We start from the raw sequence: 24,704 nt of genomic DNA on the forward strand, positions 1-24,704 counted from the left end.
GCTAAAAAAAATGCGTACAGACTGCACGCATTTTACTAGTACTATGAATGAATTGATTTTCTATTGTGAACGCACAACAAAGGTAATCGTTCCCGAAGACTGAGCAGCCCGACTACCCGAAGCATTCGTCGGTACAAAATCCAGGCGTTCGATTTCTCGTTCGCATTTCCGTACGTCGGCCGGACTAAGCGTGCTTTCCACGACCGATTTTGAAATCAGGTTCCCGTTTTCATCAATTTTGATACGGAAGACTACTTTTCCATCCGAAGTCAGCCCCTGCGGACTCGGGCGACGGCTCCAGGTCCAACCCGTCAAACTCAGGGAGGAGCCATTGCCACCCCCGCCCCCGGTTCCTTTGCCATAGAGACCCCGGCCATCCACTTTACCGTCTGGACTGCCGTAATCGCCTACGCCTTTATTACCCGCCGGACCATTGTTATTGCCCCCCGGATTGTCACTTGTCCCATTCGTGCCGTTTGATTTCGCTTTCCCGTACAATCCCTTCGTATCCACTTTAGGTTGTTCGACGGGTTTTTCAGCGGGTTTGGCGGGAGCACTTACTTTCGTTTCTACGGGCTTTGTTTCTTTCGGTTCGGGCTTGGGTGCCACCTTTACCGGACTTTCCGTCTTAGCCGTCTTTAAGGGGGCTTCCGGAGCTTTTACCACGGGTTTCTTAACGGGTACGACCTCCTTTACTTCGGGTTTGCGTACCGTACGTTCTTCACGTACCTCTTCCTTGGCTGGCTTTGATTCTTCCCGATTGGGTAGACGACTGGGTTTATTGTGCGTTTGAATATCACCACTGCCCAGTACCCCGTTACCCAGGTTCGCCAGCTCAATGCCGACCATCGGTTCGGGTGGAGGCGTCAATTTCCACATCCCCACGAACCATAACAGCAAAAACAAAAGAACGTAAATGACCGTCGTGACTCCCAGAGCCACCGAGCGATTCTTCCGTTCTTCCTGTTCGATTTGAGCCGTTGTATTCATACCGATTCAACTATTTTTTTAAGAACGCGAATTTGATCAAAATGTTACAGACCTGTATCGTATACCAACAAAAAACCAAACCCGACAGAGTTTGGTTTTTTTATTGTATCAATTTTCGAGGCTTAATCAACCAAGGATTTCAGAATCCAGAGATTATTATGAAAATGACTTCCCACTTTTTGAGCCATTTCCTGAGCCGCCGCCGCCGTGGGTAACTGTTCCCCAATGACTACTTTCACTAGACCTTTCCTGGGACGGAACATTTGAACCCGGAATCCATCTGCTTCAAGTTGTTTCTTCATCACGGTCGCTGACTTTACCCCACCAAAGCTTCCGGTTACAATGTAATAGCCTTTGGCAACGTCCGCTCCATCGAGTGTTTTCACCCGGGAAGGGACTACCAAAAACTTCCTTGTATTTTTCTTCTCTACTTTAACTTCTTCTTCTTCAACTTTTTCAACCGTAGCTACTAAGGGTTGAGGCTTCACCAACGGTTGAGCTACCGTAATCGCTTGGGCCGGTTGCTTGGGTAGTACTACCGCTACGCTAGCGGGTTTCTTCGCATTCAGCCAAGAGAAATCAAGGGCCGATACGGGGTTCATACTACTCAGTGTCGTTTTATTCTGACCCGTCACCCAGGCCCCTACTAGCGTCACCGCAATCAATACAACCGCAGCAGCAGCCCAACGGCTCAATCGCTTCACGGGCGTAATGCTTTCTGCGACTGGTGCGGGTAATTCCTCTACTTCGGGCTCCAGAATAACGGGAGTAACCGATGGAGCTATTACGGATTTGATCGGCCGCTTGTACGCCGGTGTAAATTCGCAGAATCCAAAGCTTTCCCCGTGAAAATTGATCTTTCCCGCGGGTTCAAATACCAGCTTACCTTCCACATTCTGGGTAAACACCCCCAGCTGATCAAATTGATACTGCTCTTGCTGGCGAATCTGCGAACGTACTTGATCCACGAATGCCCGCACTTTTACCTTGACCTCTTCCCGCGACCGATTTTCAACAGTGGCTACATAATTGGTCAGCAAACCATCATCGAACTGCAACATTTCGTTGAACACGAGTCGTTTCCGCGGTGGTAAGATTGAACCGCTGGGTAAAAACGTGGCAGAATCAAAATTGCCGATAAAGCCCCCGAATTCCGGGATAACGACGCAATCTTGTTCGAAAAGCAGTTTTTTGACGTGTTCAGGAATAGTAGCCATGCGATTATAAGAGGTTGAAACCGTGAATAGCTGATTTTGAAAGGACTGCACTTACGCTGGTCATTTCAAGGTTTAAAGGTAGGCTACACCACAACAAAAATCAAACGGCACTTTTGAAATAATTTCCCTTGCGGGCTCGTAGGGGCCGTTTTTCCTCCACTAACCATTGAAGTAATTCGGGCTAATAGTCCGTATGGTCAGTGGGTTACAAAAAAAGTCCGCTCAATGAGCGGACTTAAAAAATTTATAAAAAATAAATGGGTTTATTTTTCACTAAAACTGGTACGAAACGCCCGCCAGGAAGTTAACCCCCTGCTGTTTATAGTACTGATAGCGTTCGTAGTTTTTACCAAGAATGTTGTTGATACCCACAAAGCCCGAAATCCGATCAGTGATCAGATAGGTTGTCCGCAGGTTCAGGTCGAAAATAGCCGGTAGTTTACGAACCTGCTGTGAAACGGGATTACGTCCCTGCAAACCCGAGATCACGTAAAAATCCGTCGCCACAATCAACTTCTTATTAAAGGTAAGCGTATTACTCCAGGTAGCCGTAAAGTTCGGACGGTGCCAAGCCGTTTCCAGTTGCTTAAGTTCGTACCCGTATACGTCGAACTTGAGGAAGGACCGCCACCAGTCTTCGTGCTGGTAGTTGAGTTGTCCGGATACATTAATGACGTTGGACATCCCTCGATCCAGGGGCTGATCGTAGAGGACCTCGAAACGGGAGGTATCACGACCCGAGTTGTTAAATACGTACAGATTCCGGTAACGACCGAAAGACACCTTCGCCTCATAGCTAAAACCGCCCGCTATAAGTCCTTTCGTACCCAGGTAAATGTCGTGTACTTTCTCCGTATTCAGCAGCCGTACATTGGGAGCCAGGAATTGATTTTCGTCGGTCAAGCTGGCCAGCGTGTTCCGGTGTACATCCCCCTGGTAGCCCGCAAAGATGTGAATATCCTCGACGGGCATCAGATCCAGTTCCAATACTGGATACGCGTGCGTGGGTTTGGTCAACTCGTTCAGGTTATCTGTTTCGTGTACGACGTTGATTCCCGCCAGTACGCTGAAACGATCGGTACGGTACTGGAACGTCGGTTTGATGCGGAAGAGATTTCGACTATTGGTTAATGAATCATTCCGTTGGGTTACGTACGCATCACCGGCCAGATGAGCAAAGAACTGAGCATTGATGGGAAAGGTAGCCTTCAGGTTGGTACCCCAATCGTATTCATTCGCTTGGGTGAAGGTACTCAGCGTCCGTAAGCGAGTCTTGATCGAATAATCAATCACGGCATCCTTCTTCGTGTTTTCGATGCCAATTCCTACGTTGAAGTTATTGAGCGTTTGCCGGATGTTTTCCCGCGTAGGCGTTTCCGGGGTCCGCTGATAACCGTAGAAGTAAAACTGATTGCGATCGTAACCAATGGTACCGTCGAGCTTGAAGCTGTTTGTGGCGTACTTACCCCCCACCTGAATGAGTTGTTGACTCGTACCGGAGTTACGGCCGTCTACGGGACCGGTAGCCGTGGAGTTGTGGCGAGCCTTGATGTGAATGCCATACGGCAGATCATTCCGAGAATTCACATTGGCCTCCGCGTAGAAACGTCCGTAGTTCCCGGCTCCAATTTTCACTTCGGAGTTATACAGGGCCTGGTCGTTCTGCGATTTGGGCAGTTCCGTCACGACGGGATTGAACTTCTGCGGAGCCACCATCAGCTTTTGATCGGTGAACTGGTACTTCAGAGGTTGACGGTTGGGACGAGCAGCCTGACTAGCCGGGATTTTCTCGAAGTTCCGGTTTTGAGTCGTCAGCGAGATTTTCCGTTCGCGAACAATGTCAATTTCCCCCGATTGAATTTCGCCTTCCGCTGGCGTAACTTTTCCTCTATTCTGAGCGACCGCCGCAACGCTCAGTAAACTCACCAGTCCCAGCGAGTGGATGAAATGGCGAATTGTGATGTGATGACTCATATTTCGATAAAAAGATCTTCAGTGATAGGTTTTATTTCAGAGCAGCCAGCTTTTTGCGAGCTTCCTCCACGATGGTTTTATCCTCGGCTCCTTCGATAATCGTATTCAACAGAGCTTTAGCCTGAAATGCTTCGTTCAGACAGACGTACACATCCGCCAGCAACAAGAAACCCCGGTCAATCCACTGCTGATCGGTAAACTGCTCTTTCAGCTCATTAATAATTTTATCGCGAGATTCTTTACATTTCTTTTCCTTGTATAGAATCAGGGCTACGTTGTAAATCGCTTCGGCCCCGTAGGAATCCTTGGCGAGTTTAGCCGTTTTCTCAAATTCTTCGATGGCCTTCTTCGAATCATTTCGGGCCAGGGCAATCTTACCCGAAAACAGCTGAGCCCGGTTCTGAGCACCCATCACGGCGTTTCCTCCGTTAATCACGTCTTTGGCGTATACGGAAGAAGAGTCATACTTGGCGAGTTTGTAATACGCATCCATCAAACCCAGCTGAGCGGCTACCTGATCCTTTTTGTTGGTGGAGCTGCGTAACAGGGTTTGGTAGTTACTGACGGCTCCCCGGTAATTTTCGTTCTGGTATTCCAGTTCAGCCGCCCGTTGAGCTGCCCGTCCGACAAACTGCGTCTTATTATCCCGAATAACGCGGTAGAAGTATTGCAGAGCACTGGTGCGGTCTTCGGTGCGGTAGTACGAATCCGCCAGGTAATACAGCGCTTCGGGAGCCGAGCTACTATTGGGATATTTTTGCAGGAATTCCTGAATGGCGGTAATGGCCTGAGCGTATTTCTCGCTGAAGTACATATTCTTGGCCGCGTCGTACTTGATCTTCTCCAACGATCCATCCGAAGGATTGCTTTGTTCGTAACCCTTGATGATGGAGCTGAACTCTTCCGGACGACCCACGGAATTCAAGGCATCCTGTACGCCTAATAAAGCCGACTCGGCACTTTTGGAAGTCGCGTATTTAGTTAGAATCACCTGATAATCGGCAATCGCTTCGTCGTACTTTTTCAGGTTACTGTAGGCAATCGCCCGTTGCAGATAGCCGGCGTGCAGAATGGGACTCTGGGGTTGCCGCTGAATCAGGCGGGTAAACTGGCTTACAGCACCCGTGTAGTTCTGCTGGTTGAGTTCGACCATTCCCAGCTGGAACATCGCATCATCCACGTAAGCGGAATTGGGATACTGATTCAGTAACTGGTTGAGAGTCGTACGGGCCTCCGCGTATTTGTCCGTGTAGAGAAGCGAAATCCCTTTATTGTACAAAGCATTGTCCTTGTCCGACTTTCCGGTCACAACGACCTGATCATAAATCCGGGTCGCCTCATCGTAGCGTTTGGCCACCAGGTAGGTATCGGCCAGCCGGATCATGGCATCTTCGTAATTCCGGCGATCTTCGGCGGGCAGTCCCCGAACGGCGTCGGTATAGGCTTTAAACTGGGTAGAGGCCTTGTCGTATTCCCGCGTGTTGTAATAGGCATAACCCAAACCGTACCGACTCCGGATTCGGAAGTCGGGAACAATGGTCGAATTATCCGAACTGGCAATGAGCTGGGTATACTGCGGAATCACCTCGGCGTACTTCTGCTGAGCGGATATGGCTTCCGCCTTCCAGAAACGGGCGGCAACGGACAGATCCCGATTGTCGGTATACTTTAGTGATTTATCAAATGAGACGATGGCCTGATCAAAACGTTCCGCATTAAAGGCATTAATGCCTAGGTTATAGGCCGCCTGCTGGTACTGATTGCGTTGTTTGGCCGTCAGGTTACGCTCTTTATCCAGATAATCCAGAATCAGAGCGTAGTTATTAGAAAGCAGTAAGCCTTCCCCTCGCAGTTCCTTGCTTTCATTGAGGTAGGCACTGTTAGGATACGTTTTGATGAACTGATCGAATTCCTTGACCGACTCATTTCCATTACCCAGATCCAGCTGTACCTTGGCGTGGTTGAAGGCCGCATCTTCCTGTACGGATTTATTAAAGCTCAGTTTGCGGGCCTGATCCAGAGCCGCCAGAGAGTACTGGAGGTTTTCCGTATTCAGATAGCTGATGCCCATGTAATACGAGGAATACTGACCCACGGTATCTTTTGAAGCGGCCAGCGGTTTCAAGGCAGCGATGGCTCCGTTAAAATCATTTTGGCGATACAACGAGTATCCATATCGGTACGCCGCCGGAACGGGCAATTTACCACCCCGGAAATTCGTGTGCATTTTATAGTACTCGGCTGCTTTGGCGTAGTTTCCTTTCTGGAAGTACACATCGGCCACGAGTAACGACAGCTCATCAAGTCGCTTGCCCGATTTGTTGCCTTTCCGTAAAATGGGTTCGGCGTAGCTCAGCAGCGGATCGTATTGGCCCTGCCGATAGTACGAATGGGCGATCCAGCCGGGTACTTCGTTACCAAAGTCCTTGGAGTTTTCAATGCGGCGAAAATCGGAAATGGCCGCTGGGTAATTGCCATTGTTGTATTCAATGACGCCGGAGTAGTAGCTGGCCGCTGACGCGTATTCACTAGCCCCCCCTTTCACCGGATCGAAGGCTTTCAGAGCCGATTCATAGTTCTGGTTGTAGTACTGAGCCATCCCCAATTTAAAAGCGGCTTCGGTACCACTGGCTTTCTCCAGGTAGGGAATAGCTTTCGCATAATCGCCACTGTTGTAATAAAAATTGCCCAAATCAGCGTAGAGCTGACGGGCCGCTGGATGATCCCCGTGGTTTTTGATGAACCGCTCGGCCAGAATTTCGGCTTCGGCCTGATTCAGATACAGGGCCGACATGGCAATGTAGTACTCCGCATTGACCGCATTGAGGTCATTGCTCGTCAGCAGGCCTTTGTTGGTTTCGAGAAAACGCTGAAACTCTTGGCGGGCAGAAGCGTAATTTTTCTTTTCGACAAACTCGATACCAGATCGATAATGTGCATCGGGTGTGGTGTAATTGAGTGTATTCTGGGCCCACAAAGCCTGACCCGAATACAGCGATAGTAGGCACGATCCCACCAGGGACAAGCGACGTGTACGCATAGAAATAGGCTGATTGATTAACATCCGGAACTTTACTTACGAGAACATATACGGAAAAACCCGGTTTAATTCATTCACTGTCAAACTGAAATCAGCGGATTCTACCCGTGATTCAGTGGAACGGATGAAAAACCTACAAAAAAAGACAAATAAAACGGCGGAGTGTTCAAAGAGTTGGACTATTTTCACGGTTTAAACGCAAAGAAATACAAAACCGATATGATTCAACGACTTTTCGTTTTTGTCGTGTTCTTTCTTTGCGGTTTCGTTTCTGTGCCTGATTCCATGAGTCAAAATCATATAGAGTATACCCTCCGCATGCCGGAACCCGCTACGCATTATTTTCAGGTAGCGATGCACGTTTCGGAATTCGTTCATCCAACCATTCAGAAGCAAGGGTACATTGATGTTAAGTTGCCAGTATGGACACCCGGTTCCTATCTGGTACGGGAATATGCCAAGAATCTAGACCGCCTCGAAGCACACGCGAATGGAGTAAAAACCGACGTTCGTAAGATACGAAAGAATGTCTGGCGGGTTTCCCTGCCCGACGATACGCATGACCTTACCATTACGTACTACCTGTACGCCAATGAATTAACCGTACGGACGAATTTTCTGGACGATCAACACGGCTACGCTACCGGAGCCGCTACCTTCCTGTATGCCGACGAATTTAAGGATCAGCCCGCTGATCTGGTCGTTGAGCCGTACCGGGACTGGACCCGCGTATCAGTAGCTCTGCCTGCCTTACCCGGAAAACCCTTTACGTACCGGGCCGAGAATTATGATCTGCTGGTAGACTCCCCCATTGAGATCGGTACGCATCAGGTGCTCCATTTTGAAGCCTGTGGCATTCCCCATGAGATTGCCTTAGTGGGTACGCACGCTCCCGTGGATGAAGAACAACTGAAGGCCGATTACAAACGGATCTGCGAAGCCGCTCTGACGGTTGTAGGTACGCACCCCTGTCAGCGGTATTTATTCATCGTACACCATACGACCGGTGGCAGCGGTGGACTAGAACACCTGCACTGTACCACTCTTCAGACGAACCGGAATACGTACGCTCAGGAATCGTTGTATGCGAACTTCCTGGGATTGGTTGCTCACGAATATTTTCACCTCTGGAACGTCAAACGAATTCGGCCCATTGAGCTGGGGCCTTTCGACTACGAGAACGAAAACTATACGCACCAACTCTGGGTAGCTGAGGGCTTCACCAGTATGTACGACAATCACATTCTACGGCGGGCGGGCTTGAGTTCCGTAGATAAATACTTGGCCGACGTAGCCAACGATTTTACCTACGTGGTGAACACGCCCGGTACGCGGATGCAGTCGCTCGCGGAAGCAAGCTGGGATGCTTGGATCAAGTACTATCGACCCAACGAAAATTCGATCAATAGTCAGAGTTCTTACTACACCAAGGGAGCAGCCGTAACTACGTTGCTTAATCTGGAAATTCTCCAGGCTACTGCGGGTCAGCGATCCTTGGACGATGTCTTGCGATCACTCTACCAAACGTATTACCTCGGAGAAAATCGTGGCTTTACCGAGCAGGAAATTCAGACGGCGATTGAGCAGGTCGCGGGCCGGGGAATGGAACCCTTTTTCCAAGACTATATCTGGGGTACGGCTCCGCTGGACTTTGATCGATACCTGCAATACGTAGGTTGTCATTTGGAAAATGAACTCGATCCTGAACTGGCGTATCTGGGTATTCACTTGGCTGCTGGCCGGCCCACCATTCAGCACATACTGAAAGACTCCCCCGCCTATCAAATAGGTTTAAATGTCTTTGACGAACTGATCAGTATCGATGGACAACCGATCACGGATTTGCCGCGGTTTCTAGCGACCAAACAACCGAAAGAGGAAGTGCTCATCGAAGTTCGTCGGGCGGAAATGATTCGAATTTTTGAAGTGGAATTGCAGGCAAATCCAGTACAGAAATTAGTCATCGTTCGGAATGAAAACCCTAATCCAGAACAAATCGAATTGTTCAATAAATGGGTATGGCTAGGTTCAGAAATCGCTTAAAAAACAGGCTTACAAACCACCTAAAATCCTGCTAAATTTGTTTAGTATTTATTAGTTAGCACAATACTAATTACATAATAGCCTGATTATTCTGACTTTATAAGCCTGTCTACGTTTTTTACTCTTAATCTTCGATTTCTTCGAGGGCTTCTTCCCAGTCACGAGCCATGGATTCAAAACGAGCCATAACCTTGTCGATAAACGGACCTGTCAATAACTCTTTTAGGTCTTCCTCACTTGAAACATCGTATTCATTAATCTTGTAGGTCTGCTCCAAAGCCCCCGCCTCTATCTTGATGATATAGCGGTTGTTCCAGGAATACAGACTGATTTTGCAGGACGGATGCTGAACTTCACTAATAAAATGCATAAGCGTACAGTTTACGAATTAATAAAGCCTCAAGGCTTTCTTTTCACGAAGATGCGAACACTCCTTCCATTATTCCTACTTTTTTTGATGGCCGCCTGCGGAAAACAACGCGATCAGGAGGCTTATCAGTTTTTTTTACGCGGTAATGATCAACTTCTCCGACAAGATTACGCCCAAGCTGAGCGTTTTTATACGGAAGCCCTTCAGAAAAAACCGGAATTTCCGGAGGCTTTAACCAACCGAGGACTGGCCTATATTCAGCAGGCTAACTACGAGAAAGCCCTGAGTGATTTGAATAACTCCCTGAAGATCAACCCTAAATTAGGTAGTACATATCAGAACCGTGGGAACCTTTTCTCCATGCAGGGTGAATATGCTAATGCCCTACGCGACCTAGAAGAAGCAGTAAAATTCATTCCCGATTCTTCTACAGCCTGGGCATTCTTGGGTAACGCCCAGTATATGACGGGACAGGAAGATTTAGCCATGTCCTCTTTCCAAAAAGCGGAACAGCTTCGGCCTTCTGACTATACCACCTATGCTTTCCGTGGATGGGTGTACGTATTACGTAAAGAGTACGATAAAGCCCGACAAGATTTTGAGAGCGTGCTGAAGTACAGACCCAATGAACCGAGTACCGTTAATAATTTATCCATGGTCACTACGCAATTAGGTGATCCGAAGAAGGGACTTGAATGGGCTGATCGAGCCGTAAAGATTACGGAGGGCAAGCTCCTCGCCTACTCCGTTAATAACCGGGCCTATGCCTTACTTGAACTCAATCGGCTCGATGAAGCAAAAGCAGAACTCAATCGTTCCCTACGGTTGGACGATAATAACGCATGGGCGTACCGTAATCTTGGGCTATATTATTTCAAAAAGCAGCAGTTTGCCCAAGCCATGGATGCATTGAAGAAAGCAGAACAAATGGATCCATCCGTTGAAAACCTATACTTCTACTTGGGGAATACGTCCCAGGCCAGCGGAAAAAACCAGGAAGCCTGCACGTACTGGAAGAAAGGGGCCACGTTAAAGGAAAAGAAATCCATCGAGGCAGCGAAAGGCTGTTCCTGATGGATTTCTGTCTACGCTGAGAATTCGGTATTCCGCATCAATACCCAGGCGGTTGCTTTCTATCAAAATCTCAGACGACCGTATGACTACTAAAGCATTGCTTAAGTAACTTCATAAACTACTTACAATCAGACCATTACTAAACCATTTACATCGCTTTCATTAGCTCCTTAAATTGGTCAAATGTTTTTTGATTCGCGACAGGGTCACTACTGATTTCCAGCAACTTAGCTTTTTTATCCTCGTTTAAAAAGGAAGGTAAGGCTTTCACCAGTTCCTGCTCGTCGGCAATGGCATAGTACACCAGGCCTGCATCCTGTGCCGTGCGTTCAGCGGTGGTATGGTGCTGCGTTTCAAAATACGTTTCGAGTTCAGGCTGCTGACGCGGTCCGTCAATCATCCGGAAAATACTTCCCCCCGAATTGTTGATCAAAATGATTCGCAGGTTACTCGGTACGTGCGAATGCCAAAGGGCGTTGCGGTCATAGAAAAACGCGACATCCCCGATGAGAAGAAACACCAATTGATCAGTAGTAAGGGCCGCCCCTACAGCCGTACTCATACAGCCATCAATTCCGCTTGTCCCGCGATTGGAAAAAACGGTTACTCGCTGGGTCAGGCCGATATAGTTGGCGTACCGAACCGACATACTGTTGGCCAGATGCAACTGACTCGATTCCGGAATTTGTTCCAGCACCTGAGCAACGGCCTGAAATTCGCCGAAGGCTTCACGGGTCTGCAGAAAGTGCTGTATTCCAGAAACTGCCTTTTGTTCGGCCACTTCCCAGCTTTGTAGAAAGGTAGTGTCCCGGTCTTCGTCACCCTGCCGGAAGGCTCGTAAGTCCAGCGTTTCCAACAGCGTGTGAAAGAAGGCTTCCGGCTCGATCGCCAGTTGCTGGGTCAACGTTTGAAACGGATCAATCAGCTCCCGACGAAAAGAGATATGATAATGGTACCGGGGCTTATACTTCCGAAAGAATAACTTCAGATTTTTGGACACGAAGGAATCCCCAAACGTAATCAGTACCTCCGGACACCGTTCGTCCTGCGGTTGTGTACTACCCAGAAAAATATCCGGGTGCGTGAGGAAGGAATGACCCGACAGATTGGATAGCACCTCCCCTACTACCGGGAAAGCAAATTCATTTTTTAGCTGCTCCAGAATTTCCAGTAAGGCTTCACTGATCACCTGTTGTCCCGCCAGAATCAGTACGCGGTCGGTATCCTCCAGTAGCCCGAGCAGTTCTTCCCAGGTTTCCTGCGGCAGGGTTCGCTGCTCAACAACCCGGGTGATGGTACGCGGCGATCCGTAAGTAAAAGTTTCGTCGGATTTTGGATAGAAGGGCTCGCGGATGGGTACGTTCAGATGTACGGGTCCCCGGGGTTGTTCCTGGGCACTGTTAATGAGTTGATTTACCGTACGCTCGATAAACCAGCGACTATCCACATGCCCGTAATCGGCGGGTAAGGCATACGACTCCTTGATGTGTTTCCCATAGACCGCATCCTGATGGATCATTTGTCCATCCTGCTGGTGAATCCATTCGGGCGGACGGTCGGCAGTGAGTACCAACAGAGGTACACCAAGAAAATAAGCTTCCGTAACAGCGGGAGCAAAATTAAGAGCGGCCGTACCCGAAGTACAAATCAGTGCGACGGGCTGGCCCAGTTGCTGGGCCATACCCAGGGCAATGTATCCGGCAGCCCGTTCGTCGGGTATAACCTTGGTTTGAATATGCGGGTGACGGGCGAAAGCCAGCGTAAGGGCGGCGGAACGAGAACCGGGAGCAATGACGGCGTGATGAATCCCACGGCGTACACAAAGTTCGGCCAGATCCAATAAAGGTTGCAAGATCATACGCCAGCAAAGTTATAGGAAAACAGGATTGAATGGATAGATAACAACTGATACAAAAAAAGCCTCCGGATTGGAGGCTTTTTTTGAAACGTACTACGTTAGGGGATTAACCCAAGTACGTTTTTAAGGCTTTGCTACGCGAAGTATGGCGTAAGCGACGAATGGCCTTTTCCTTGATCTGACGTACCCGTTCCCGAGTCAGATTGAATTTTTCTCCAATCTCTTCCAAGGTCATGGCGTGATTTCCGTCCAAACCAAAGTACAGGGTGATTACGTCGGCTTCACGTTGGGTCAACGTTGACAGAGCTCGTTGTACTTCTTTACGTAAGGACTCATTCACTAAACCAGAATCTGGTTTGTCTTCGCCGTCATTTTCCAATACGTCGAGCAGGGAGTTCTCTTCACCTTGTACGAAAGGAGCATCCATGGATACGTGACGACCCGAGATCTTCAGGGTGTCGACCACTTCACCCGCTGAAATTTCCAGTACTTCAGCCAGTTCTTCCGGTGAAGGTTCCCGTTCGAAACGTTGTTCGAGTTCGGAGAATGTCTTGGAAATTTTGTTCAGAGAACCTACCCGGTTTAAAGGCAAACGTACAATCCGTGATTGTTCGGCCAAAGCCTGAAGAATCGACTGGCGAATCCACCATACGGCGTACGAAATGAATTTAAAACCACGCGTTTCGTCGAAACGCTGAGCGGCTTTAATCAAACCCAAGTTTCCTTCGTTGATCAAATCGCCCAGGGAAAGTCCCTGGTTCTGGTATTGCTTAGCTACCGACACTACGAAACGTAAGTTCGCTTTGGTCAGTCGCTCTAAAGCTAATTGGTCACCTTCACGAATTCTTCGAGCCAGTTCTACCTCCTCGTCCGGGGTGAGCAAATCCACTTTACCAATTTCTTGAAGATACTTATCAAGCGATTGGCTTTCCCGGTTAGTGATCTGCTTAGAAATTTTTAGCTGTCTCATCTGGCATCAGAATTTGCTTATGGGTTGCTGATGATTATGTAACATGAAAACATGAAAAAAATTCAGGAATCGTTATCTTTTGTAACGTAAATTAGTTACGGGGGCGGCGATTCTCGGAATTTCCCCGGTCCCCACGTTCCGGACGATCTCCTCTTTCAGGACGTTCGGGTCGCTCAGGCCGTTCCACATATCCTTCTGGTTTGGGCAACAGCACCCGCCGGGATAAACGGAATTTTCCGGTTTTCTGATCTACTTCAATTAATTTCACCTGTACTTCTTCGCCTACTTCGAGTACGCCTTTCATGGCAGGCAGACGATCCCAGGAGATTTCCGAGATGTGCAACAGACCATCACGTCCGGGCAGGAACTCAACGAATGCTCCGAAGTCCGTAACTGTTTTCACCTTACCCGTGTACACTTCACCTACTTCAGGAATTGTTACGATGCCTTTCACCCGACCTACGGCCGCATCCATCGCTTCTTTGTTCGTGGCGAAAATGCTGACGTAGCCTTTGCTATCTTTTTCTTCGATGGCAATCGTTGCACCCGTCGTCTTCTGAATTTCCTGTACTACTTTACCACCAGGTCCAATCACGGCACCGATAAACTCCTGAGGAATTTCCAGAATAACCGCCCGTGGAGCATGAGGTTTGAAATCGGGACGAACTTCGGTAAGGGCTTTCTTCATTTCGTTCAGAATATGAAGACGACCCCGCTTGGCCTGATTCAGAGCTTCGGCAACCACTTCGTACGAAAGGCCGTCGATTTTCATATCCATCTGGCAAGCCGTGATTCCGTTTTCCGTACCCGTTACTTTAAAGTCCATATCCCCCAGGTGATCTTCATCGCCAAGAATATCGGAAAGAACGGCGTACTTACCCGTTTCAGGATCGGAAATCAGACCCATAGCAATACCGGATACGGGAGCTTTGATTTTTACTCCGGCATCCATCAGAGCTAACGTACCCGCACAAACGGTCGCCATCGACGACGAACCATTGGATTCGAGAATGTCCGAAACGACCCGAATCGTGTAAGGGTTGTCCGCGTCGGCAGGCATTACCTTTTTCAGGGCACGCATCGCCAGGTTACCGTGACCTACTTCCCGGCGTCCGGGTCCACGGTTAGGTTTCACTTCACCCGTAGAAAAACCGGGGAAGTTATAGTGCAACAGGAATTTGCTGTAACCAGAAACTAAGGCCTGATCAACAATCTGCTCATCCAATTTCGTTCCCAGGGTGGCCGTGGTTAACGACTGCGTTTCACCCCGCGTAAATACGGCTGATCCGTGGGCACGAGGTAAGTAATCGACTTCGCACCAGATGGGACGAATTTCATCCAGAGCCCGTCCATCCAGACGACGACGCTCATTCAACACCAGGTTACGAGCCGCGTCTTTTTCAATATCGTGGAAATACGTGCCAACCAAACCCAGGTCTACGGTATGATCTTCGGGTAAAGTCTCCAGATATTCCTTACGAACGGCTTTGAATCCTTCTTTACGGATTGATTTATTGGCGTTACCCTGTGCGGCAACGGCATAAACCTTCTCGTAATAATTATCGTACAAAAACTTCTTCAATTCGAGGTCATGGGTTTCATGACTATATTCTCGCTTGACCGTTTTTCCTACTTCCGCTTCTAATTCTTTCTGAGCAGCACATTGAAGTTTAATGGCATCATGTGCCGTTCTCAATGCTGTCAGCATATCATCTTCGGACACCTCATTACTTTCACCCTCAACCATCAGAATGTCCGTGCTGTTACCCGCAACAATCAGATCCAGTTCAGCCCGACTCAGCATGGAGGTCGGCGGATTGATCAGATACAGGCCATCAATTTTGGCTACGCGTACTTCAGAGATGGGACCGTTGAAAGGAATGTCGGATACCATCAAAGCAGCCGAAGCAGCCAGACCCGCCAAGGCGTCGGGTTGTACTTCGGGGTCAGCCGAAATCATCACCACGTTGACTTGAACATCCGCGTGGAAATCACCGGGAAACGTAGGACGTAAAGCCCGGTCAACCAGTCGGCTTATTAAAATTTCGTAATCGGAAAGACGGCCTTCCCGGCGTTGGAAACTTCCGGGGATTTTACCCGCAGAAGCAAATTTTTCCTGGTAATCTACCGAAAGAGGTAAGAAATCAGTACCTGGACGGGCTTCTGGTGCGGCTACGGCCGTGGCCAGTAACATCGTGTCGCCCATACGGACTACTACTGATCCATCGGCTTGTTTAGCCAGTTTGCCAGTCTCGATGGTAATGATTCGACCATCGGGAAGACTGAGTTTTTTGGTTACAACGTTCATAGTTTGTCGTTTTGACCGCTTTTGAGACCGCTCTCCACCAAGTGAGGGACCGCTGTGTAGCTCATCTTGAGGAGGAACCGCTTTCAAGAGGTTAGCCGGGGAAACTCCCCGTAGTTGCATTCAGTTACCTCAACTATTCTATAAGAGTACAAAAACGCGAAGAAGTAATCAATTTGTCGAAGAAAAATTTTCAGGACAAACACAAAACAAGTCAGGGAATCCACTAAACGGAATTCCCTGACTTGCGTATCAACCGATTATTTACGGAGACCTAATTCAGCAAGAATGGCCCGGTAACGGGTAATATCTTTTTTGTGTAGATAGTCGAGAAGACGACGACGCTTACCTACCAATTTCAACAGACCCGCACGCGTAGCGTAGTCTTTTTTGTGTACTTTCAGGTGCTCAGTCAGTGAGCTAATCCGATACGTAAACAGAGCAATTTGCGATTCAGCCGAACCGGTGTCGGTTGCTGACTTGGCATGCCCCTGCGATTCAAAAATTTCTTTTTTCTTGTCGGCAGTTAGATACATGTGTTGCAGCTAATTTTAGTTGTGAAACGCAAAGATACTAAAATAATGCAGCAAACGCTTATATAGCTTCGCTTTTTTTCTTAAATAAGGGCGTTTTTTCCTTCCAGGCTACAAACCGCTCTTTCAAACGGTTCAGAGCTATACGATATACGTCCGCTTCAAAGAGTCGAGAATCGTTCAATGCCTTCGTTAGAAAATAGATTCCAAACCCTAACAATACTAGATTTGACATCCAGGCCGCCAAGGGTACCCACATGGTCCCTTCCTTCGCGTATTTATCTCCCTGAATGGTGAGTACATACATCAAAATAAAGAAAATAATGGCCACGAGTACGGGTAATCCGAATCCTCCTTTTTTGATGATGGCTCCCAGCGGAGCTCCAATCAGGAACATTACCAGACAGGAAATAGCCGTTGTGAATTTGTGATTCCATTCCAAATCATTTTTGTACATTGTTTTGCGACGGTCGTACATGAGTAAGTCGTCCGTCTCAATAGACGTCAAACGTGATTTAGCCGAACTCAAAGCGGAAGCTGTTAGATCGCTGTTCTGTAAAGTCGCCGGTAATTTCTCGCGAGCGGTAATTAATGAATCCACCCAGGTAGTAGGCATCTTTTTGGCCCCTTCCCCCATTGTCTGGAAATGGTAGGAATAGTACTGCGATGCCATCGTCACCATACTCCTTACGGCTAACTGATAATTCCGCCGTAACGAATCGCCATCATCCGACAACTGCCGAATGGATTTCATGATGGCGTGATTCTTGAACTGATCTTCATCCGTAGGGGTCATTTTAAAAGACCGCATGTTGATAAACTTCTTGGTATGGCTAAACGAGTTCTTAGCGAAGTCACTCGTATTTCCATCCCCCGAAGATTTATCCACGTCTTCTACGTAATCGACGCCTTTAAATAATTCAAAGACCAGATACGTACCTCCCAGAATCGTGTAGGTTCGGGCTGAATCCGCTACGGTTACGTGACGGTTGCCACTATTTTCGGAGTGGTCGTAGATCAGCACATTCTTTAAAGAGCCGTCGGCGTATTTCTTGGATATTTTTATACTGTACCCCGGAAGATCATTGTTAAAGACGCCCTCTTTAAAGCTCAGGGTAGCTTTCGTGGTTTTAATATCCCACAGCAAACTGTACCCTTTTAAGTTAGCCCAGGGCTGAATCGTATTATTGAACCACAGAATAAAGCCGGTAATGAAGACAATCACTACGGAGACGGGACGAATCACCCGACCAACGGAGATTCCGGCACTCTTCACGGCGGTCAATTCGGAGAACTCTCCCAAGTTTCCGAAGCACATGAGCGAGGAAAGCAATACGGCCAGGGGCATGGAAACGGGTACGACCATGAGCCCGAAGTAAAAGAAGAGTCTTCCGTACACATCAAAGCCTACGTCACGCCCGGCAATTTCATCAAAATAGAGCAGGATGAAGCGGGTTAGAAAAATAAATTCCGTTACCGCAAAGGTGACCAGGAAAGGTCCCCAGAAAGCTTTTAATACTAATTTATCTAATTTTCTCATGGCAACTCCGTCAATCAGGCACAAGTATAACCCGAAACAAACGTATTCATTTCCTAGCTAAGCCTGATTTAACAATTCCTAACAATCATCCTCCAACGACTTCCCGCAGCGTATCAATGAGTCCATCCCAAAGAGCTCGCAAGTCTTCTTCGTCGGTATTGTCTGAGTAATCGGTGATTTTTAAAAATGTCGAGTTAGTAAGATCACTCTGATCCAGCCGAAACTCCATGTAATTATGTTCTTCTTCATTCGCATCGGGCGTAAAATCGTATTTAATGCTTTTGTTCTGACGCATGGAAACGATTTTAGCCGGGTGATTTTCACCATCCCATTCAAAAATCATGGATTGGTTTGAACCTACGTTTACCTTGTTAGCAAACCACTGCTGAAGACCGGAAGCCGTACTAACGTAGGGGAAGAGCATTTTTGGAGAAGCCCGCAACTCGTACTCAGTAACAAATTTATGCTTAGTCATAATTTTTTTTGTCAAAAACGTATCCCGTCAATTTACTCAAAATCAGTCCAGTATCAAGTGCGTCGCCGACACGGCCTGAAAAATTTAAGTTTTTTTTTTCACAAGGTATGGATTTTGGCCGAAATACGTATACTTTTGCACCACAAAAAAACGGCGGGGTAGCTCAGATGGTTAGAGCGTCGGATTCATAACCCGGAGGTCACGAGTTCGATTCTCGTCCCCGCTACAAAAACGGAGCAGTGAAAACTGTTCCGTTTTTTCTTTTTACAATGTTAATTCCAGTTTTTCTCCTAGCTGGCAAGTCGCGGATACGCTTAACTCTTCGTCCTAACCGATCCAAAGTAGTCCTGCTTTCTATTTCTGCACAATCCTCAGCAAGTAGGACAAATGCACCCCATTTTGTTCTGCTAAATTAGCCTGCTAAAAGGCTTCTGTTGCTTCGATTAAACGAACTGTGTACCCCAAGCCGCACTTTTACGCAAGTGTCGCTAGGGCACAGTTTTATTACTGACTTTCAACCCTAAATTAAGCTTATTCAATCCGTAAACGCCTGTAAATGAGTGTGTAATTTTTTCAAACAATAGATAAAAAAAGTGATCTGCCATACTGTCCGCTTAAAGAAAAGCTACCCATTGATGGGTAGCCTTGTCCATTTTAGGTCAATTGGACCAAAATTGAGATAAATTAGTGTAAAATCTTAAATATCAGATCTTTAAGAATTACTTCCTCACTTATTACCCCTACTTCCACGCCTTTAGACTGGGCGTCGGCCTGTCTCAGATATTTAATCACGCTTACTGTTTTATCGAGCGAGAAATTGCGACTAGCCGTTACGTAATCTTTCGCAAAAAATGGATTTACGCCCAGCGTACTGGCCAGATTGCGTTCGCTTTTATCGGCCGTAGCATGGGTCAATAAAAGCTTGCTAAAAAAATTATAAAGAATGATCAGGGTAGGCTGAATGGGATTGTCTTTGGGGTTGCGGGAAAAGTGATAAGCAATGAGATTGGACCGAGCCACATCCCGGTTCAATAGGGCTTTCTGTAATTCAAAATTGTTAAATTCCCGACTGACACCAACGAAGCGTTCGACCGTTTCAGCCTGGATTGATTCATCAGCTCGCAGGTTCAGAATGATCTTATCCAACTCATTGGCAATTCGCTTTAAATCGTTTCCAATGAATTCAGATAACATTTGTAACGCCTTGGGAGAGATCTTTACGCCTTTTTCGTGACAGTAGGAGGCGATCCAGTCGGGGATTTTGTTGTCATATAACTTTTTGGAAGGAACGTATACTCCCTTTTTATCCCAAGCCTTCACCCAGGCCTTCCGTTCATCCACGTTCGACTTGAAACACAGAACCAGAATAGTGGAAGGTAGCGGGTTAACAATGTAATCTTCCAGAAAACGGACCGTATCCTTCGCATCGAGTCCCTGCATGTCCTGGGCTTCCTTCACCAAAATTAACTGACGATCAGAAAGCATGGGAAAACGCTTGGCATAACTTAACAGCGTACCTACATTAATATCTTTTCCATAGAGCACGAACTGGTTGAAATCCCGGGCCGAAGCCGGCAAAGCATTTTCTTCCAGATACGAGGCAAGTTGATCCGTATAATAAGGTTCATCGCCCGCCAGTAGGTATAGCGGAGCATATTGATTCTTTTTTAATTCTTTCCAGACGGTTTCAAAAGTCTGAGGCATACCTGCTAATCAATTAATGGAAGATAAATAATCGAAACACCGCTGGCTTAAGTCAGGCCAGAACTCTTCGAAATCGGCTTTAAAAAACGCGTAATCCCGTTGCAGTTGAGTGATGCTCCGTTCAATGCCAGCAGCCGGGGGGAAGCGTCGGCCAATTCCCCGTAGCGACCATTCGATCCCCGCCAGGGTGGCATAGTTCGTAAACCAGTCGCGAGAAATCATGGATTGAACCGTGCTTTGCATGGATGCCGGTAGAAACGGACGGTGCTGCTCGACGGCCTCGTAAAATTGCTGAGCAAAGAGCGGAAGCGGGAGGACCGAATACGTCGCCCATTCGCGGGCCAGTACGTAGTCATAGAACATATCGACCAGAATGCCCGACAACAAGCCGTACTCATCAACCAGACGACTTTTGCTCCGCCGGGTTATGGGATGGTGATCCGTAAAATCATCGATAATCCGGTGCAATCGCACGCCCACGAGCATGTCCGTAGTAATGCCCGGCGGGTGGTAATTTTCCAGCCGTCCCTTCACAAACTCACCCAGCAAATTGCCCACCTGCACGTCGGAATTCTTTCCTGAAAGTAGCGTATGTGCCAGAAAATTCATGAATAAGGGATTATAAGCTTTTCTTTGGAATAGTTATTTGGGATACAAGGTTCACTCAAAACGGTCTGATAAAAAAATCTTTTTGTCAGTACTTTTTAATTAGCCGACGTATTTACGGTACGTTTGCAAAAAAACAACGCTCATGGAAATCACAAAAAACAAGGTAGTTCTTCTTACGTACGACTTATCCATCAAAGGTCCCGATGAAGAGGAATTTGAATTGGTAGAAGCCATTGGAGAAGACGAACCGATGGGCTATATACATGGAATGAGTGGCTATCCAGAACGGTTTGAAGACAATCTGGAAGGACTTAAACCAGGCGATACCTTTGATTTCTCCATTTCACCCGATGAAGGATACGGACAACGCGATCCGGAAGCCGTCGTAGACCTTCCACTGGATGTTTTCCGGGTAAACGGAGAGATCGATCAGGAACTGATTCAGGTAGGCAATGTATTACCGATGACCAACGATGAAGGCCAGCAAATGAATGGTCGCATTGTAGAAGTTAGTAATGATGCCGTATGGATGGACTTTAACCACCCTCTGGCTGAAATGCTACTTCACTTCACGGGTAAAATCCTCGACGTTCGGGAAGCAACACCTACTGAACTCAGCCACGGCCACGTTCACGGAAATGGTGGCGTCCATCACTAAGAATAGGTGTCAATGAAAGATTATGAAATCCATTCATAATCTTTCATTGCTTACTCTACAGGTGTGCGGTATTCTTCAACCTGCACGCCAAATTTTCGCAGGAACTCTACGCCTTCATCTACGCCGATCCCTTTGTACTTCGCGTACGAATCCTTGAAAATAACGCGGCGAATCCCCATCGAGTAAATAATCCGGGCACAGGCGATACAGGGCGAAAGCGTTACGTAAATCGTGGCTCCTTCAATACTCGCTCCGAGTTTAGCCGCGTATAAGATTGCATTTTGCTCGGCATGCAAGGCTAAGGAACAGCTGCCTTTCGAATCACGCGGGCAACCTACTTCGGGAAATTCTTCATCACAATTGTGCGTACCCGCGGGCGGTCCATTGTAACCAATGGATATAATGCGCGTGTCTTTGGTAAGTACCGCCCCTACCTGAGCTTTAATGCAGTGGGATCGCTTGGCCAAGTTCACGGCCAGATCCATAAAAATATCGTCAAAATGGGGTTTCAATGGATTCCAATCTTCGTAGGTTTCAGCTGATTGATTTTCAGCGATTTTCCCTACTGGGTTAATAAATTCGGCGGTAAGGTATCCCATACCAGCCCTTTTCATCGTTTATTTTTGCCGAAAGTTCCGACAATAAAACGACGTACGCTTACTTAAACTATGAAATTATTTCATTTCGTTGGCATGGGCTGTTTAATGGCTTTCTCCGTACAGGCCCAAACGGATTCCACCGCCAAGAGTACCGCCGCTGAAATTATCCAGCCGCAGCTACGGCCCAGCCCACTGGCTTTGGCCCAGTACAAAACGGAAACTTGTTACCTTAAGCTTACGTACGGACAACCCATGCGAAAGGGGCGGGAAATTTTTGGTAAGCTGGAACCCTACGGAAAAATCTGGCGGACCGGAGCAAACGAAGCTACGGAATTAACGCTTACAAAAGAGGTGAAATTGGCCGGGCGATCGGTCCGACCGGGTACCTATACCCTTTTTACGATTCCAAACCCGGATTCCTGGACGATTGTCCTTAATTCGGAACTGGGTCAATGGGGAGCATTTGCCTACAAGGCCGAAAACGATTACCTACGCGTGGATGTCCCGGTTCAAAAAAACGATCAGATTTACGAAGCTCTTACCTTTCGCTTCGAGGAAACTGAAGCCGGTGCCGATCTTCATCTGATGTGGGACGACGTTCGGGTACGCATTCCTTTCACGTTCGTTAAATAAAGCAAAGGCCCGAGGGATTCGAATCCCTCGGGCCTTTGCTTTCTGACTATCGTTTAGCCTCGACTAGGCCGTAACCAGTCCGGACGGTTAGTCGTTACTACGGCTTTCAATTCGTTAAGAATCGAATACAGACCAAAGTAGGTGCGATTTACGTACAAGCCATGTTGACTCCCCCGGGCTACTTTAGATTTCCGAATTTCTTCGACCCGCTGTAACTGATCGGCGAAGGCATATACCTCCTGGAAATACGCATCATTGCCAAAATCAAAGGTTTCCTCCTTGAAGGGTCGTCCCAGCAGATGGATCATTTGAATGAATAGTCCCGAAAATAGCTGCTTTTCGTGATCCGAATCGGACGGATACAGAAATTCCAGATTATAGAAAATTTGTTCCGTCCGCTCGCGATCCGCCACCGTATCGGGGTTGATCAGGGCGAAATAGTTATCGTAATAAAAGGTCGGAATGTCTTTGATACAGCCGAAATCGATTACACCCGTCGTTCCATCCGGCCGCAGCAGAAAATTACCCGGATGCGGATCGGCGTGTACCTGTCGGAGCGTGTGAATTTGATAATCGTAAAAATCCCAGAGCGTCTGTCCAATCCGGTTACGTATCTCCTGACTGGGATTCGTTGCCAGAAAATCGCTGAGGTGTTTGCCTTCCAGCCAGTCCATCGTCAAAATCCGACGAGCCGAAAGTTCCGGATAGTAGATTGGAAAGACCAATCCGTCAATATGAGCACAGGCCTGGGTAATCTCCCCACCCCGGCGTAATTCCAGTTCATAATCGGTTTCTTCCAGCAAGCGTAGCTCTACCTCTGCTGTATAGCGGTCTACGTCCTTTTCATTCAATCCGAAAAGAGTTTTTGCCATGGGCTTCACCATCTTCAGATCGGAACTTATACTATCCGCCACACCGGGATACTGCACCTTTACCGCTAGGTTCTTTCCGTCTTTCGTAGCCCGGTGTACCTGGCCAATGGAGGCCGCGGCAGTCGCTTCCACATCGAAGGTGTCGTACAAGGCCGAAGGCGATTTGCCGAAAAACTTTTGGAAGGTTTTTACGACCAGCGGAGCCGACAACGGAGGGGCCGAGTACTGCGACAGTTGAAAACGTTCGGAGTACTGCCGGGGCAATAGATTCCGATCCATAGATAGCATTTGAGCCACTTTCAAAGCCGAGCCCTTCAATTGGCTCAACGACTCGTAGATATCAACGGCGTTATCTTCGTGTAGCTCATCCCGACTCAGATCCGGGTTCACCAGCTTCTTTACATTATGCTTCAGGTAATTTCCTCCAATTTTGACTCCTGTTTTTACGAATTGCGTCGCACGGGCTACTTTGGAGGTTGGAATCGATTGTTGGGATTTCATAAATGGTGGGCCTTGTTAACGATTTTGGTAGAGAAACTTGGCCAGATCCAGTACCGAATCCAAAGCCGATACGCCAATCAAATCAAAGGCCGTATTGACGGCCTTTTCGATGGCAGTATCCGTTTTCTCAAAACCTTTCGAAGTGTCTTTACTCCAGAAATCGAGTAGCCACATCGTCTGGTACCAAAATGCAGTAGGATATTTAGTTTCGACCAGCTGCCGGGACTTCACTTCCTGGCTCTCCCGCCCTTCAGCCATCAGGTCTTTGATGAATTTTTCGAACTGATATTTAAATTCTTCCAGAGCCGCGGGCGTACGCATGGATCGCTGCATACGAAAATCTTTCAGGCTACGCAGTACGAAGCTGCGGTTGCTGGTGAGCACTTCGATCCAAGTGTAGTAAAACGCCAGTAGCTTTTCCCGAACGGAATACGTGTGAAAAACCTCGTCGCTTTTCAGTCGGACGAGCGTCTGTTCGAAAAAGCCGGCCCATACCCCGCTTTCAATCTGTTCGAATGAATTATAGTATTCGTAGAACTCGGTCTCTTTGACCTTAAGTTTCTTGGCAAAGGCATAAATCGACGCTGGTTGCTGCCCCTCTTCGAGCAGATACATTATATAAGCGTCTTTGATTTTATCGGGAGAAGTAGCCATAAAGATCGTTTAAAAGAGTACGGGTAAATCTATCTTTTCAAACGATAATCTGGTACCAGTAGTTTCTCGGAAAAAGAATATTCAG

At 47.6% G+C, this 24,704-nt stretch carries 20 protein-coding genes and 1 tRNA gene; 5 read left to right on the forward strand and 16 right to left on the reverse strand.

What is annotated here, in order from left to right:
* Positions 1–60 precede the first annotated feature (60 nt).
* The 4 genes from C5O19_RS09230 to C5O19_RS09245 all read right to left on the reverse strand — a co-directional run bounded on the left by C5O19_RS09230 (position 61) and on the right by C5O19_RS09245 (position 7,221).
* Positions 61–990, reverse strand: a complete 930-nt coding sequence (locus C5O19_RS09230) for a hypothetical protein (protein WP_094810382.1) — start codon at positions 988–990, stop codon at positions 61–63.
* Between the two features lie 122 nt (positions 991–1,112).
* Positions 1,113–2,207, reverse strand: coding sequence for an HU domain-containing protein (locus C5O19_RS09235; protein WP_104711547.1), 1,095 nt, complete (start codon positions 2,205–2,207; stop codon positions 1,113–1,115).
* Between the two features lie 273 nt (positions 2,208–2,480).
* Positions 2,481–4,181: a TonB-dependent receptor gene (locus C5O19_RS09240; RefSeq protein ID WP_104711549.1), complete on the reverse strand. Its 1,701-nt coding sequence runs from the start codon at positions 4,179–4,181 to the stop codon at positions 2,481–2,483.
* Between the two features lie 31 nt (positions 4,182–4,212).
* The gene (locus C5O19_RS09245; protein ID WP_165795985.1) at positions 4,213–7,221 is read right to left on the reverse strand and encodes a tetratricopeptide repeat protein; all 3,009 of its coding nucleotides are present in this window, start codon (positions 7,219–7,221) and stop codon (positions 4,213–4,215) included.
* Between the two features lie 285 nt (positions 7,222–7,506).
* Here C5O19_RS09245 and C5O19_RS09250 point away from each other — a divergent pair, with 285 nt between their 5' ends.
* Positions 7,507–9,264 carry a M61 family metallopeptidase gene (locus C5O19_RS09250; protein WP_165795986.1) on the forward strand — a complete coding sequence of 586 codons (1,758 nt, stop codon included), beginning with the start codon at positions 7,507–7,509 and terminating at the stop codon, positions 9,262–9,264.
* A gap of 124 nt (positions 9,265–9,388) precedes the next feature.
* Here the strand turns inward: C5O19_RS09250 and C5O19_RS09255 are convergent, their stop codons facing one another.
* The gene (locus C5O19_RS09255; protein ID WP_104711553.1) at positions 9,389–9,634 is read right to left on the reverse strand and encodes a hypothetical protein; all 246 of its coding nucleotides are present in this window, start codon (positions 9,632–9,634) and stop codon (positions 9,389–9,391) included.
* A gap of 51 nt (positions 9,635–9,685) precedes the next feature.
* On the opposite strand from C5O19_RS09255, the gene C5O19_RS09260 reads away from it, so the two are divergent.
* The gene (locus C5O19_RS09260) at positions 9,686–10,708 is read left to right on the forward strand and encodes a tetratricopeptide repeat protein (RefSeq protein ID WP_165795987.1); all 1,023 of its coding nucleotides are present in this window, start codon (positions 9,686–9,688) and stop codon (positions 10,706–10,708) included.
* Positions 10,709–10,856: 148 nt separating this feature from the next.
* Here C5O19_RS09260 and menD read toward each other — a convergent pair whose 3' ends face one another.
* The 6 genes from menD to C5O19_RS09290 form a co-directional block, all read right to left on the reverse strand.
* Entirely contained in the window at positions 10,857–12,566 is a 1,710-nt protein-coding gene (gene menD / locus C5O19_RS09265) for a 2-succinyl-5-enolpyruvyl-6-hydroxy-3-cyclohexene-1-carboxylic-acid synthase (RefSeq protein WP_104711555.1), read from the reverse strand.
* 106 nt (positions 12,567–12,672) lie between these two features.
* Positions 12,673–13,536 (reverse strand): sigma-70 family RNA polymerase sigma factor, encoded by an 864-nt coding sequence (locus C5O19_RS09270; RefSeq protein WP_094810398.1) that lies wholly within the window; start codon positions 13,534–13,536, stop codon positions 12,673–12,675.
* Positions 13,537–13,627: 91 nt separating this feature from the next.
* Positions 13,628–15,844, reverse strand: a complete 2,217-nt coding sequence (gene pnp / locus C5O19_RS09275; RefSeq protein WP_104711556.1) for a polyribonucleotide nucleotidyltransferase — start codon at positions 15,842–15,844, stop codon at positions 13,628–13,630.
* A 257-nt stretch (positions 15,845–16,101) separates the two neighbouring features.
* Entirely contained in the window at positions 16,102–16,377 is a 276-nt protein-coding gene (gene rpsO, locus C5O19_RS09280) for a 30S ribosomal protein S15 (RefSeq protein WP_104711557.1), read from the reverse strand.
* Positions 16,378–16,435: 58 nt separating this feature from the next.
* Positions 16,436–17,914, reverse strand: coding sequence for an LptF/LptG family permease (locus tag C5O19_RS09285; protein WP_104711558.1), 1,479 nt, complete (start codon positions 17,912–17,914; stop codon positions 16,436–16,438).
* A gap of 85 nt (positions 17,915–17,999) precedes the next feature.
* Entirely contained in the window at positions 18,000–18,389 is a 390-nt protein-coding gene (locus C5O19_RS09290; RefSeq protein WP_104711560.1) for an START-like domain-containing protein, read from the reverse strand.
* 152 nt (positions 18,390–18,541) lie between these two features.
* Here C5O19_RS09290 and C5O19_RS09295 point away from each other — a divergent pair.
* Positions 18,542–18,615: transfer RNA gene (locus C5O19_RS09295), tRNA-Met, on the forward strand.
* A gap of 458 nt (positions 18,616–19,073) precedes the next feature.
* On the opposite strand, the gene holA is transcribed toward C5O19_RS09295, so the two are convergent.
* Together holA and C5O19_RS09305 are read right to left on the reverse strand one after the other, a co-directional pair.
* Entirely contained in the window at positions 19,074–20,093 is a 1,020-nt protein-coding gene (gene holA, locus C5O19_RS09300) for a DNA polymerase III subunit delta (protein WP_104711562.1), read from the reverse strand.
* Between the two features lie 9 nt (positions 20,094–20,102).
* Entirely contained in the window at positions 20,103–20,702 is a 600-nt protein-coding gene (locus C5O19_RS09305; protein ID WP_104711564.1) for an acyl carrier protein phosphodiesterase, read from the reverse strand.
* Between the two features lie 142 nt (positions 20,703–20,844).
* Here C5O19_RS09305 and C5O19_RS09310 point away from each other — a divergent pair, with 142 nt between their 5' ends.
* Positions 20,845–21,360: an FKBP-type peptidyl-prolyl cis-trans isomerase gene (locus C5O19_RS09310; RefSeq protein WP_104711565.1), complete on the forward strand. Its 516-nt coding sequence runs from the start codon at positions 20,845–20,847 to the stop codon at positions 21,358–21,360.
* 50 nt (positions 21,361–21,410) lie between these two features.
* Here the strand turns inward: C5O19_RS09310 and C5O19_RS09315 are convergent, their stop codons facing one another.
* Positions 21,411–21,845, reverse strand: coding sequence for a deoxycytidylate deaminase (locus C5O19_RS09315; protein WP_243406402.1), 435 nt, complete (start codon positions 21,843–21,845; stop codon positions 21,411–21,413).
* Between the two features lie 183 nt (positions 21,846–22,028).
* Here C5O19_RS09315 and C5O19_RS09320 point away from each other — a divergent pair, with 183 nt between their 5' ends.
* Positions 22,029–22,592, forward strand: a complete 564-nt coding sequence (locus C5O19_RS09320; protein ID WP_243406365.1) for a DUF2911 domain-containing protein — start codon at positions 22,029–22,031, stop codon at positions 22,590–22,592.
* Between the two features lie 53 nt (positions 22,593–22,645).
* On the opposite strand, the gene C5O19_RS09325 is transcribed toward C5O19_RS09320, so the two are convergent.
* Entirely contained in the window at positions 22,646–23,965 is a 1,320-nt protein-coding gene (locus C5O19_RS09325) for an ABC1 kinase family protein (RefSeq protein ID WP_104711569.1), read from the reverse strand.
* A 15-nt stretch (positions 23,966–23,980) separates the two neighbouring features.
* Positions 23,981–24,619 carry a TetR/AcrR family transcriptional regulator gene (locus tag C5O19_RS09330; protein WP_104711571.1) on the reverse strand — a complete coding sequence of 213 codons (639 nt, stop codon included), beginning with the start codon at positions 24,617–24,619 and terminating at the stop codon, positions 23,981–23,983.
* Between the last annotated feature and the right edge of the window lie 85 nt (positions 24,620–24,704).

It is taken from the genome of Siphonobacter curvatus, assembly GCF_002943425.1.
In the GTDB taxonomy this organism is placed as follows: domain Bacteria; phylum Bacteroidota; class Bacteroidia; order Cytophagales; family Spirosomataceae; genus Siphonobacter; species Siphonobacter curvatus.